Genomic DNA, 12,983 nt, shown 5'->3' with positions numbered 1-12,983 from the left:
GCGTGTCCTCAAGCCGAGGCCGGCGCCGGCGCGGACAGCGCGATGGCGCGCGCCGGCGGCATGCCGCCGCGGCACTTGAGCACGCGCAGCTGTGCCGGTGCGGCATCGATGGCGATGCGCAACGCGGCCGGCGACGGATTGGCCGCGGCCTTCAGCGGCCGGTAGGCGAAGCCCAGCGCGCGCCCGGTCTCGGCCGCCACCTGCAGCCGCCGCAGGGTCTTGTCGTTGGCTTGCGCGGGCCAGCACAGCACCGCCGCGCAACTGCCCGAGCGCAGGCATTGTTCGGCGGCCCAGGCCGCGTCCGCGCCGGCGCGGACGATCTGCAGCCGCTGCAGCGCCACCCCGGCCTGTTCCCAGGCGCCGGGGTAGGGCAAGTAGGGCGGATCGACCAGCACGATGCGACCGCCGCCCTGCGACAGCCGCGCCAGCGTCGGCCACAGCAATTGCAGTTCGCCGATGCCGTCGGCGGCGTGCAGCAGTTCGGTCAGCGCCATCTCTGGCCAGCCGCGCGCCGGCAGCGCGGCGTCGAGCGCGGCATGCCCGGTGGGCTGCGCGCTGGGCGGCAGCGCGGTCGGCTGGCCGCGCCAGATCCGGCGTTCGGCCAGCAGGCGGTCGAGGGCGACGACGGCCGCCATCAGCCTTGCCGGATCAGCCCGCAGTAATGGCCTTCGATGGCGAAGTCCTGCCCCGGCTGCACCACGATCGGCGCATAGGCCGGATTGCGCGGCAGCAGCTGGATGCGTTCGCCGTCGTGCCGGTAGCGCTTGATGGTGAGTTCGCCGTCCAGCCGCGCCACCACGATCTGCCCGTTGCGTGCATCGGCGGCACGGCGCACTCCGACCAGATCGCCGTCGAGGATGCCGTCGTCGATCATCGAATCGCCCTGCACGCGCAGCAGGTAGTCCGGACGCAGCGCGAACAGCGCGCGGTCCAGCCGCAACTGCTGGTCCAGGCCGATATCGGCGCCGATCGGCGTGCCGGCGGCGACCCGGCCCAGCACCGGCAGCCGCAGCAGCCCGCTGCGCGGCTGCGCCTGCGCCGGTCGCAGGCTGCGTGCCTGCTGCGGCACATGCTCCAGCAGCCCGGCCTCGACCAGCGCCTGCACATGTTTGCGCGCGGCATTGCGCGAGGCGAAGCCGAAGCGTTCGGCGATCTCGGCCAGGCTTGGTGGCCGCCCGTCCTGCTCGGCGCAGTCGTGGACGTAGGCGAGGATGGCGGCGCGCTGCGGGGAGAGGGTGTCCATGGTGTACATTTGTACACCGTTGTGGACAGTTTGGCGATGCAGGTCAGCATCGGGTCAGCTTCTTTTTGCCTTGCAGGGGCAGTTGATGCGTGCGGCCGCTGACGCGATGGCGGTGGGCAATAGGTGCGAACGGCGGGGGCGCCTGCTGCGCAGGCGCCCCACTCAGCCCGACGCCACGCCATCGGGCATCACCCCGGCATAGCGCGCGCGCGGGCGGATCAGCTTGCCCAGCGCCTGCTGTTCCAGCGCATGCGCCAGCCAGCCGGACAGCCGGGCGGCGGCGAACAGGACCAGGGCGTGGGCGGCGGGCAGGTCGTGGATGAGGCACAGCGCTGCGAGCATGCCGTCGATGTTGGGCGCCTGGCCGCTGCAGTCCTGCGCCGCGGCGAGCACCGTTTCCACATGCCGCATCTGCGGATGCTGGCCGCAGCGTTCGCGCAGCAGGCGCAACGCTTCGGCCGCGCGTGGGTCGCCGTGCGGATAGAGCGCGTGGTGGAAGCCGGGCAGGTCGTCGCCGCGCTGCCAGCGTTCGGCGACGAAGGCGGCCGTGTCGGTGGCGTCCTGTGCATCGCGCAGCAGGGCGTGGGCGCGGGCGGTGGCGCCGCCATGGCGCGGGCCGGACAGCGCGGCCAGGCCGGCGCTGACGGTGGCGTGCAGCGGCGCGCCGGTGGAAGCGACCACACGCGCGGCGAAGGCCGAGACGTTGAGTTCGTGGTCGGCGCACAGCACCAGGGTGGCACGCACCAGTTCGGCGAAGTCGGCATCGCCGGGGCGCCAGTGGTCGGCGATCAGGCGGTGCACCGGACGGGTGTCCGGCGCGGTGCCGACCAGCAGCGCCGCGTTCTGCCGCAGCAAGGTGGCGGCGATCTCGCGGCGCACCGTCGGCGCGGCGTTGAGCGGCTGGCGCAGCTCCAGGGCCAGCAGCGGGATGCAGGCCATGGCGCGCTCCAGCGGCGGCAGGGTGGCGTCGCCGGCCAGGGGGGCCACGCGTGGCGGCCACGGCGCGACCGCGGCCGTGGCGAACGGGTCTTCGTCCTGGCACTCCCACAGCAACCTTGCGATGTCTTCCAGGCCGGCGCCTGCGCGCACCGCGGCGACCGCCGAGCGCCCGCGGTAGTAGGGGCTGTCGGGGCGGATCAGCGAGATCCGCGTCTCCAGCACCGGCAGGCCGCGGTCCAGGCTCTGCGCGGCGCCGCGCGCTGCACCGCGGCCGGCGCGCTTGCGCTGCGCCAGGCGCTCGACCTCCGCGCGCAGATAGGTGCGGCTGCGGTGGTCGCTGCCGGCGCGCGAACTGAGCAGGCCGCGGCTCACGTAGGCGTACAGCGTGGCGCTGCGGACGCCGAGCAGGGCGCAGGCCTCGGCGGCGCAGATCAGGTTGCGGTCGGCGGTGCTGGGCATGGCGATCCGTTGATAGGTTGATTGATTGAATCAAGATTGATCGGCGCGACCGAGAGTGCCAGATTGGAAGGCATCGCGAAACGGTCCTGCGCGGGCCGCCGCTCTTCTCAGGAGTCCGTCATGTCGCACGTTTCCGCCGGCGCCCGTTTCCGCGCCGCGTTGGCCGCCGAATCGCCGCTGCAGGTGATCGGCGCGATCAACGCCAACCATGCACTGCTGGCGCAGCGTGCCGGCTATCGGGCGATCTACCTGTCCGGCGGCGGGGTCGCCGCCGGGTCGCTGGGCCTGCCGGACCTGGGCATCAACACCCTGGACGACGTGCTGATCGACGTGCGCCGCATCACCGATGTCTGCGACCTGCCGCTGCTGGTGGACATCGACACCGGCTTCGGCCCGAGCGCGTTCAACATCGAGCGCACCATCAAGTCGCTGATCAAGGCCGGCGCGGCCGCCTGCCATATCGAGGACCAGGTCGGCGCCAAGCGCTGCGGCCACCGCCCCGGCAAGGAGATCGTCAGCCAGGGCGAGATGGCCGACCGGGTCAAGGCCGCGGCCGATGCCAGGACCGATGCCGATTTCTTCCTGATCGCGCGCACCGATGCGATCCAGGTGGACGGCGTGGACGCGGCGATCGCGCGCGCCATCGCTTGCGTGGAGGCCGGCGCCGACGGCATCTTCGCCGAGGCCGCCGACGACCTGGACACCTACCGCCGTTTCGTCGACGCGGTGCAGGTACCGGTGCTGGCCAACATCACCGAATTCGGCAAGACCCCGTTATTCAGCCGCGACGAACTGGCCCAGGCCGGGGTGGCGATCCAGTTGTTCCCGCTGTCGGCGTTCCGCGCCGCCAACAAGGCCGCCGAGGCGGTGTATACGGCGATCCGCCGCGACGGCCACCAGCACAACGTGGTGGACACGATGCAGACCCGCGAGGAACTGTACGAACGCATCGGCTACCACGCCTTCGAGCAGCGCCTGGACGCCTTGTTCGCCGGCAAGGGCGCATGATCCACGCCGGTTCCCCTGCCCGAGCACGTCCATGAACATCCACGCCGGTACCACGCCGCCACACGGCCGCATCGACCGCATCGACCGCCGCCAGACCGCGCGGCAGTTGCTGCAGACCGAGCTGGAGAAACTGCCCGACGCCGAGCGCGAGGTGGTGGAGCGTTTCATCGCCAAACGCCACGTGGCGCGCGACATCGTCAAGCAGGCCGATCACGACCGTTCGCTGGGCGAGCGCATCGCCGACCGCGTGGCCGAAGTCGGCGGCAGCTGGAGTTTCATCATCTCCTTCGGCGTGTGCCTGCTGTTGTGGATCGTGCTCAACAGCGTGGTGCTGGGCGGCGGCTTCGATCCGTATCCCTACATCCTGCTCAACCTGTGCCTGTCGTGCCTGGCCGCGATCCAGGCGCCGGTGATCATGATGAGCCAGAACCGCCAGGCCGCGGTGGACCGCCTGCGCGCGCAGAACGATTACGAAGTGAACATCAAATCCGAGCTGGAGATCCTGCAGGTGCACGAGAAGCTCAACCAGCTGCGCGAGCAGGACTGGGCGACGCTGGTCGAGCTGCAGAACCGCCAGATCGCCATGCTGCAGCAATTGCTCGAGCGCGCTGGCGGCTTGCCGCCGGACGTCTCCGTGCGCTGATTGCTACGCCGACACGACCGCGAACATCCGGGAGATTTTCCAATGAACGACACGACCGCCCCGCAGAACGCCACGCCCTTCAAGCCGAAGAAATCGGTGGCCCTGTCCGGTACCGCCGCCGGCAACACCGCGCTGTGCACGGTGGGCCGCAGCGGCAACGACCTGCACTACCGCGGCTACGACATCCTGGATCTGGCGCGCAGCAGCCAGTTCGAGGAGATCGCCTATTTGCTGGTGCACGGCAAGCTGCCCAGCAACAGCGAGTTGCGCGGCTACAAGGCCAGGCTGCGTTCGCTGCGCGGGGTGCCGGCGGCGGTCAAGGCGGCGCTGGAGCAACTGCCGCCGTCGGCGCATCCGATGGATGTGATGCGCACTGGCGTGTCGGTGCTCGGCTGCGTGCAGCCGGAGAAGGACGACCACAACCATCCCGGCGCGCGCGACATCGCCGACAAACTGATGGCGTCGCTGGGCTCGATGCTGCTGTACTGGTACCACTACAGCCACAACGGCAAGCGCATCGAGGTGGAAACCGACGACGATTCGATCGGCGGCCATTTCCTGCACCTGCTGCACGGCTTCAAGCCGCACGAGGAGTGGGTGCAGGCGATGCACACCAGTCTGATCCTTTACGCCGAGCATGAGTTCAACGCATCCACCTTCGCCTGCCGGGTCATCGCCGGCACCGGCAGCGACATGTACAGCGCCATCGCCGGCGGCATCGGCGCGCTGCGCGGCCCCAAGCACGGCGGCGCCAACGAGGTCGCGTTTGAGGTGCAGAAGCGCTACGGCACGCCCGACGCGGCGGAAGCCGACATCCGCGCGCGGGTCGCGCGCAAGGAAGTGATCATCGGCTTCGGCCATCCGGTGTACACCGTGTCCGACCCGCGCAACCAGGTGATCAAGGACGTGGCGCGCGAGCTGTCCGACGCGCAGGGCAGCCGCAAGATGTACGACATCGCCGAGCGCCTGGAAGCGGTGATGTGGGAGATCAAGAAGATGTTCCCGAACCTGGATTGGTTCAGCGCGGTCAGCTACCACATGATGGGCGTGCCGACTGCGATGTTCACGCCGCTGTTCGTGATCGCACGCACCGCCGGCTGGAGCGCGCACATCATCGAGCAGCGCATCGACGGCAAGATCATCCGCCCCAGCGCGAACTACACCGGGCCGGAGGATCAGACCTTCGTGCCGATCGACCGACGCAGCTGAAGTCTCCCCTCTCCCATCGGGAGAGGGGTCGGGGGTGAGGGTACGGGCGCAGCCTCGTGGCGTTTGGTTGGACCAGGCTTCGTTCGTGTCCTCATCCGCTTCATGTGGGCTCTCATTCGCATGAGGCTTCGCCCGTACCCTCATCCGCCCCTTCGGGGCACCTTCTCCCGATGGGAGAAGAGGTCTTCTTCGCTTTCTTCTACTGTAGCCAGCCATGAACAGCCACTACCGCAAACCTCTGCCCGGCACTTCGCTGCATTACTTCGATGCGCGCGCTGCGGTCGATGCGCTCCGCCCCGGTGCCTATGCCACGCTGCCGTACACCTCGCGGGTGTTCGCCGAGAATCTGGTACGGCGCTGCGATCCGGCCACACTGGACGCCTCGCTGACGCAGCTGATCGAACGGCGCCGCGACCTGGATTTCCCGTGGTTCCCGGCGCGCGTGGTGTGCCACGACATCCTCGGCCAGACCGCGCTGGTGGATCTGGCCGGGCTGCGCGATGCGATCGCCGAGCGCGGCGGGGATCCGGCGCAGGTCAATCCGGTGGTGCCGACGCAGCTGATCGTGGACCATTCCCTGGCGGTGGAGTTCGGCGGCTTCGACCGCGCTGCGTTCGCCAAGAACCGCGCGGTGGAAGACCGCCGCAACGCAGACCGCTTCCACTTCATCGACTGGACCAAGCGCGCGTTCGAGAACGTCGATGTGATTCCGCCGGGCAACGGGATCATGCACCAGATCAATCTGGAGAAGATGTCGCCGGTGGTGCAGGTACGCGATGGCGTGGCGTTCCCGGATACCTGCGTGGGCACCGACAGCCACACCCCGCACGTGGACGCGCTGGGCGTGCTGGCGATCGGCGTCGGCGGGCTGGAAGCGGAGAGCGTGATGCTCGGGCGTGCGTCGTGGATGCGGCTGCCGGACATCGTCGGCGTGGCGCTGCGCGGGCGGCCGCAGCCGGGCATCACCGCTACCGACGTGGTGCTGGCGCTGACCGAATTCCTGCGTGCGCAGAAGGTGGTCGGCGCGTATCTGGAGTTCCACGGCGAAGGCGCAGCGGCGCTGACCTTGGGCGATCGCGCCACGATCTCCAACATGACCCCGGAGTTCGGCGCCACCGCGGCGATGTTCGCGATCGACCGGCAGACCATCGACTACCTGCGCCTGACCGGCCGCGACGATACCCAGGTCGCGCTGGTGGAAACCTATGCCAAGGCCGCCGGACTGTGGGCCGACGACCTGGCCGCGGCGCAGTACGAACGCGTGCTGCCGTTCGACCTGTCCAGCGTGACCCGCAACATGGCCGGCCCGTCCAATCCGCACAAGCGCGTGGCGACCAGCGACCTGGCCGCGCGCGGCATCGCCGACGAGGCCAAGCTGGCATCGGGCAAGGCCGAACAGGCGCAAGGCCTGATGCCCGACGGCGCGGTGATCATCGCCGCGATCACCAGCTGCACCAACACCAGCAATCCGCGCAACGTCATCGCCGCCGGTCTGCTGGCGCGCAACGCCAATGCGCGCGGGCTGCTGCGCAAGCCGTGGGTCAAGACTTCGCTGGCGCCGGGCTCCAAGGCGGTGCAGCTGTATCTGGAAGCATCCGGGCTGCTGCCGGAGCTGGAACAGTTGGGTTTCGGCATCGTCGGTTTCGCCTGCACCACCTGCAACGGCATGAGCGGCGCGTTGGATCCGGCGATCCAGCAGGAAGTGATCGCGCGCGACCTGTACGCCACCGCGGTGCTGTCGGGCAACCGCAATTTCGACGGGCGCATCCATCCCTACGCCAAGCAGGCGTTCCTGGCTTCGCCGCCGCTGGTGGTGGCGTACGCGATCGCCGGCACCATCCGCTTCGACATCGAGAAGGACGTGCTGGGCGTGGACCAAGACGGCCAGCCGGTGACGCTGAAGGACCTGTGGCCTAGCGACGCGGAGATCGATGCGATCGTCGCCGCCAGCGTCAAGCCCGAACAGTTCCGCCAGGTCTACGAGCCGATGTTCGCGCGCAGCGGACTGGCCGCCGCGCAGGTGGCGCCGCTGTACGCATGGCGCCCGCAGAGCACCTATATCCGCCGCCCGCCGTACTGGGAAGGCGCGCTGGCCGGCGAACGCACGCTGCGCGGCATGCGCGCGCTGGCCGTGCTCGGCGACAACATCACCACCGACCATCTGTCGCCGTCCAACGCGATCCTGGCCGACAGCGCCGCCGGCGAATACCTGACGCGGATGGGCGTGCCGGAAGAGGACTTCAATTCCTACGCCACCCACCGCGGCGATCACCTCACCGCGCAGCGCGCCACCTTCGCCAATCCGCAATTGCTCAACGAAATGGCCGTGGTCGATGGCCAGCCGCAGCGCGGTTCGCTGACCCGGCTGGAGCCGGAAGGGCAGGTGCTGCGCATGTGGGAGGCGATCGAAACCTATATGGCGCGCAAGCAACCGCTGCTGATCGTGGCCGGCGCCGACTACGGGCAGGGCTCCTCGCGCGACTGGGCGGCCAAAGGCGTACGCCTGGCCGGAGTCGAGGCGATCGTGGCCGAGGGCTTCGAGCGCATCCACCGCACCAACCTGGTCGGCATGGGCGTGCTGCCGCTGGAATTCCGGCCCGGCACCACGCGCAAGACCCTGCGCATCGACGGCAGCGAGGTGTTCGACGTGCTCGGCGCGCGCACCCCCGGCGCGATGCTGACGCTGTCCATCGCCCGCGCTGACGGTACGCGCGTGGAGGTGCCGGTGACCTGCCGCCTGGACACCGCCGAGGAACTGGCGATCTACGAGGCCGGCGGCGTGCTGCAGCGTTTTGCGCAGGATTTCCTCGCGGCGTCCGCTACCTGATGTCTGGGGCGTTCTTCGGAAGCGACGTCGGTCGCGGCTTGCACCTGTCGGCTTGGCGATGCAGACTTTGGCAATCTTTGCCATTGGAGTGCGTATGGCTACCATGAATATCTCCCTGCCCGACGAGCTCAAGCAGTTCGTCGACCAGCAGGTCGCCGAACACGCCTACGGTTCCAGCAGCGAATACCTGCGCGAGTTGATCCGCCAGCAGCGCGATGTGCAAAAGCTGCGCGGGCTGCTGCTGGACGGCGCCAATTCCGGGCCGGCCATGGCGATGGAACCCGACTTCTTCGACACGATGCGCAAGCGCGCGCGGGATCGGGCTGCCGCCAAGTGAAGCCGGTGCGCTGGCGGCCATTGGCGCGGCGCGATGCCGATGAGGCCGCGGCGTGGTACGGCGAACAAGGCGGCCCGACACTGGAACTGGCGTTCGTCGATGCGCTTGAAGCGGCGATCAAGACAATCGCACGGCATCCGGGTATCGGCTCCAGTCGCCATGCCGTTTTACTAAAGCTGCAGCACATGCGATTCTGGCCTCTCACAGGTTTCCCGTATCTGGTCTTCCATGTCCAACGCCAGACGCATATCGATCTCTGGCGCGTTTTGCATGTGCAGCGGGATATCCCGGCATGGATCGGGGAAGAGACATGAATCTGTCGAAGAAGTCGCCCTGCGGCGTGCTGCAACGCTTCGCACGGGATTTTTCGTGGCGCTGTCGGAACTGGCTTCACCTCCGTCGGCGTCATGAGCGCGTGCCATTGCGCGCGTGCCATCTCGGCTGGCAGGAGTCCCTGACCCTGCTGGCGCAGCGGGTCGAGGCCGAGATTCCCGCCAACCCTTGAGCTATTCGCCGCTTGCGCGTCGATTGGAAAAAAGCCATGTCCCACGTTCCCCAACTCCGCATTCCCGCCACCTACATGCGCGGCGGCACCTCCAAGGGCGTGTTCTTCCGCCTGCAGGATCTGCCGCCCGCCGCGCAGGTGCCTGGTGCGGCGCGCGATGCGCTGCTGCTGCGGGTGATCGGCAGTCCCGATCCCTACGCCAAGCAGATCGACGGCATGGGCGGGGCGACCTCGAGCACCAGCAAGACGGTGATCGTGGCCCCGAGCACGCGCGCCGACCACGACGTGGACTATCTATTTGGGCAGGTGGCGATCGACCGCCCGTTCGTCGATTGGAGCGGCAACTGCGGCAACCTGTCGGCGGCGGTGGGGCCGTTCGCGATCGCCGCCGGCCTGGTCGATGCGGCGCGCATTCCGCACGACGGCATGGCCACGGTGCGGATCTGGCAGGCCAATATCGGCAAGACCATCCTCGCGCAGGTGCCGATCGTGGCCGGCGCGGTGCAGGAGAGCGGCGATTTCGAGCTGGACGGGGTGACCTTCCCGGCGGCCGAGATCCAGCTCGACTTCCTCGATCCGGCCGCGGACGCGGACGGCGCGGACGGGGCGATGTTTCCCACCGGCAACCTGGTCGATACGCTGGACGTGCCGGGCGTGGGCAGCTTCGAAGCGACCCTGATCAACGCCGGCATCCCGACCATCTTCCTCGACGCGCAGGCGCTGGGCTACCGCGGCACCGAACTGCAGGACGCGATCAACGGCGATGCGCAGGCGCTGGCCAGATTCGAGACCATCCGCGCGTATGGCGCACTGCGCATGGGCCTGATCGCCACGCTGCAAGACGCGGCGACGCGGCAGCACACGCCGAAGCTGGCCTTCGTCGCGCCGCCGGCCGACTACGTGGCCTCCAGCGGCAAGCCGGTCGCCGCCGCCGACATCGACCTGCTGGTGCGGGCGATGTCGATGGGCAAGCTGCACCACGCGATGATGGGCACCGCCGCGGTGGCGATCGGCACCGCCGCGGCGATTCCGGGCACGCTGGTGAACCGCGCGGCCGGCGGCGGTGCACGTCAGGCGGTGCGCTTCGGCCATCCTTCGGGCACCTTGCGGGTCGGCGCCGAAGCGCAGCAGCAGGGGGGCGGCCAGTGGAGCGTCACCAAGGCGATCATGAGCCGCAGCGCGCGGGTACTGATGGACGGCTGGGTGCGGGTGCCGGGCGATATTTGTTGAGCTCGCAGCGGCGGCGTGGCTGCATCGCCGTGGCGCCGCAATCCGGGTCTTGTTTTTTGTAGGCGGCTTCAGTCGCGACACGTTCTAACCGTAGTTCCTGTCGCGGCTGAAGCCGCTCCACAGGATGCGGGTGCAGTGCGATTTTGATAGACCGGGGCCGTCTGGACAGCGCACTTGCAGTGCACATGTGACAACGCATTGCGTGCCAATAGCCTTAACACGTTCAAATGACCGGGACATGCACGGCATGTGTATTTTGTGTTAATTATGCTGCGGCGCCACATCGCTTGCCGGCGGCGCGCACCCGCTCTTGCCCATTCCACTCCGGAGTTCCCATGTCCGCCAGTTGGTCGCTGCGCACCAGCGCACTTGCCGTCGCCGTCGTTTCCGCACTTTCGTTCTCCGCCGCCGCCCAGCAGGCGGACAGCACGGACGGGGTCGCCCGCCTGGATACGGTCAAGGTCACCGCCGAACGGCGTTCGGAAGACTCCAAGGACGTGCCGATCTCGGCCAGCGTGCTGCGCCCGGAATACCTGAATGCGATCTCCACCAGCGGCTCTGACGTGCGCGTGCTGGCCGGCAAGGCGCCCAGCCTCAATGTCGAATCCTCCAACGGCCGCGTGTTCCCGCGCTTCTACATCCGCGGCTACGGCAACACCGACTTCAACACCTACGCCTCGCAGCCGGTGTCGCTGGTGTACGACGACGTGGTCGCCGAGAACGCGTTCCTGAAGGGCTTCCCGATCTTCGATCTGGAAGGCCTGGAAGTGCTGCGCGGCCCGCAGGGCACGCTGTTCGGCCGCAACACGCCTGCCGGCGTGGTCAAGTTCAACTCGGTCAAGCCCAGCATCGGCGCCAACGACGGCTACGCCAGCCTGTCCTATGGCAGCTACGGCACCATGACCATGGAAACCGGCCTGAGCATCGCCATGGGCGACACGTGGGCCGCGCGCGTGTCGGCGCTGGGCCAGCGCCGCGACGACTGGGTCGACAACACCGTGGACGACCGCGCGTTCGAGGGCTACACCGACTCGGCGGTGCGGGTGCAACTGCTGTTCCAGCCGGGCGAGGATTTCAGCGCGCTGTTCAACGCGCACGCACGCCATCTCGACGGCACCGCGCGGCTGTTCCGCGCCAACATCTTCCAGCCGGGCAGCAACACGCTGGTGGACGGCTTCGATCCGGACAAGGTCTCCATCGACGGTGGCAACACCCAGGAACTGCAGACCTACGGCGGCAGCGCCAACCTGACCTGGCACCTGGGCGACATCGTGCTGCACTCGATCACCGGCTACGAGGGCATCGGCAAGTACTACAGCCGCGGCGACATCGACGGCGGCTACGGTGCGGTGTTCGCGCCGCCGTCTGGCCCTGGCGTGATCGCGTTCCCAGTGGAAACCGCCGGCGGCATCAAGAACCTGGACCAGTACTCGCAGGAGCTGCGCGCCGAATCGCAGTACGCCGGCCCGGTGAACTGGCAGGCCGGCCTTTACTACTTCCACGATTCGGTGGAAGGCGAGAACTACACCTACAACACCTTCGGCGGCGGCACCCTGAGCAGCGACCAGCTGACCCGCCAGCGCAACACCTCGTGGGCGGCGTTCGGCTCGCTGAATTATGCCGCCACCGACCGCCTGAACCTGCGCGCCGGCATCCGCTACACCTACGACAAGAAGACCTTCGACGTGCTTGCGCTGGACCGCGTCACCCTGCTCGAGCCGTCCACCGGCAGCACCGACAACTCCAAGGTCACCGGCGACCTCAGCGCGACCTACACCATCAATGACGCGGTCAACGTCTACGCCCGCGCCGCGCGCGGTTTCCGCGGCGCCAGCTTCGGCGTGCCGTCGGCGACCGCGCCGCTGACCGTGGCCGCGCCGGAGACCGTGGATTCGTACGAGATCGGCATCAAGTCCGACCTGTTCGACAAGCGCGCGCGGATCAGCTTCGATATCTACGATTTCCGGGTGAAGAACCAGCAGCTGACCGCGGTCGGCGGCACCTCCAACGACGTGCGCCTGCTCAACGCCGACACCTCCAAGGCACGCGGCGCCGAGTTCGACTTCGAGGCGCTGCTCACCCAGAACCTGCGCGTCACCCTGGGCGGCGCCTACAACTGGACCCGCATCGAGGATCCGACCCTGTCGGTCGGCGTGTGCCGCACCTGCACCGTGACCGATCCGCTCAACGCCGCCGGCAACGCCATCATCGACGGCAACGCGCTGCCGCAGGCGGCCAAATGGATGGGCAACGCCACGCTGCGCTACGGCATCCCGGTCGGCGACGACGCCGAGTTCTTCTTCTACACCGACTGGTCCTACCGCAGCGCGATCAACTTCTTCCTGTACGACTCGCGCGAGTTCGTCGGCCAGCCGCTGCTCGAAGGCGGCGCAAAGATCGGCTACACCTGGGGCGCCGGCGCCTACGAGGTGTCGGTGTTCTGCCGCAACTGCACCAACCAGATCCGCGCCACCGGTGCGATCGACTTCAACAACCTCACCGGCTTCATCAACGATCCGCGCATCGTTGGCGCGCAGTTCCGCGCCAATTTCTGATCGACGCCTTGCACTGCGATGCACCACG

At 68.5% G+C, this 12,983-nt stretch carries 12 protein-coding genes; 9 read left to right on the top strand and 3 right to left on the bottom strand.

The genetic code is table 11. The features are described 5' to 3' along the window. Positions 1-8: 8 nt before the first annotated feature. The 3 genes from imuA to E4A48_RS12015 form a co-directional block, all read right to left on the bottom strand. Positions 9-635, bottom strand: coding sequence for a translesion DNA synthesis-associated protein ImuA (gene imuA / locus E4A48_RS12025; protein WP_142742502.1), 627 nt, complete (start codon positions 633-635; stop codon positions 9-11). Beyond that, positions 635-1,243 (bottom strand): transcriptional repressor LexA, encoded by a 609-nt coding sequence (gene lexA, locus E4A48_RS12020; protein ID WP_003468833.1) that lies wholly within the window; start codon positions 1,241-1,243, stop codon positions 635-637. The genes imuA and lexA overlap by 1 nt, the downstream gene beginning before the upstream one ends. A gap of 162 nt (positions 1,244-1,405) precedes the next feature. Beyond that, positions 1,406-2,641, bottom strand: coding sequence for a citrate synthase family protein (locus tag E4A48_RS12015; protein ID WP_142742501.1), 1,236 nt, complete (start codon positions 2,639-2,641; stop codon positions 1,406-1,408). Positions 2,642-2,761: 120 nt separating this feature from the next. On the opposite strand from E4A48_RS12015, the gene prpB reads away from it, so the two are divergent. The 9 genes from prpB to E4A48_RS11970 all read left to right on the top strand — a co-directional run bounded on the left by prpB (position 2,762) and on the right by E4A48_RS11970 (position 12,955). Beyond that, positions 2,762-3,649, top strand: a complete 888-nt coding sequence (prpB, locus tag E4A48_RS12010; protein ID WP_142742500.1) for a methylisocitrate lyase — start codon at positions 2,762-2,764, stop codon at positions 3,647-3,649. Positions 3,650-3,680: 31 nt separating this feature from the next. Then, entirely contained in the window at positions 3,681-4,292 is a 612-nt protein-coding gene (locus E4A48_RS12005) for a DUF1003 domain-containing protein (RefSeq protein ID WP_039007315.1), read from the top strand. A gap of 42 nt (positions 4,293-4,334) precedes the next feature. Further along, positions 4,335-5,501 carry a bifunctional 2-methylcitrate synthase/citrate synthase gene (prpC, locus tag E4A48_RS12000; RefSeq protein ID WP_039007314.1) on the top strand — a complete coding sequence of 389 codons (1,167 nt, stop codon included), beginning with the start codon at positions 4,335-4,337 and terminating at the stop codon, positions 5,499-5,501. 214 nt (positions 5,502-5,715) lie between these two features. Beyond that, positions 5,716-8,328 carry a Fe/S-dependent 2-methylisocitrate dehydratase AcnD gene (gene acnD / locus E4A48_RS11995; RefSeq protein WP_142742499.1) on the top strand — a complete coding sequence of 871 codons (2,613 nt, stop codon included), beginning with the start codon at positions 5,716-5,718 and terminating at the stop codon, positions 8,326-8,328. A 94-nt stretch (positions 8,329-8,422) separates the two neighbouring features. Further along, the gene (locus E4A48_RS11990; protein WP_039007310.1) at positions 8,423-8,665 is read left to right on the top strand and encodes a type II toxin-antitoxin system ParD family antitoxin; all 243 of its coding nucleotides are present in this window, start codon (positions 8,423-8,425) and stop codon (positions 8,663-8,665) included. Then, positions 8,662-8,979, top strand: a complete 318-nt coding sequence (locus E4A48_RS11985; RefSeq protein WP_142742498.1) for a type II toxin-antitoxin system RelE/ParE family toxin — start codon at positions 8,662-8,664, stop codon at positions 8,977-8,979. The genes E4A48_RS11990 and E4A48_RS11985 overlap by 4 nt, the downstream gene beginning before the upstream one ends. After that, positions 8,976-9,170: a hypothetical protein gene (locus tag E4A48_RS21105; RefSeq protein ID WP_230812523.1), complete on the top strand. Its 195-nt coding sequence runs from the start codon at positions 8,976-8,978 to the stop codon at positions 9,168-9,170. The genes E4A48_RS11985 and E4A48_RS21105 overlap by 4 nt, the downstream gene beginning before the upstream one ends. A 36-nt stretch (positions 9,171-9,206) precedes the next feature. Then, positions 9,207-10,400, top strand: coding sequence for a 2-methylaconitate cis-trans isomerase PrpF (prpF, locus tag E4A48_RS11975; protein ID WP_039007308.1), 1,194 nt, complete (start codon positions 9,207-9,209; stop codon positions 10,398-10,400). 335 nt (positions 10,401-10,735) lie between these two features. Next, positions 10,736-12,955 (top strand): TonB-dependent receptor, encoded by a 2,220-nt coding sequence (locus E4A48_RS11970; protein WP_039007306.1) that lies wholly within the window; start codon positions 10,736-10,738, stop codon positions 12,953-12,955. The last annotated feature ends 28 nt before the right edge of the window (positions 12,956-12,983 follow it).

Origin of the sequence: Xanthomonas translucens pv. cerealis (genome assembly GCF_006838285.1) — a bacterium.
Classification (GTDB): Bacteria; Pseudomonadota; Gammaproteobacteria; order Xanthomonadales; family Xanthomonadaceae; genus Xanthomonas_A; species Xanthomonas_A cerealis.
The sequence above is the reverse complement of the archived record's forward strand: the minus strand, read 5'-3'. Positions and strand labels throughout refer to the sequence as shown.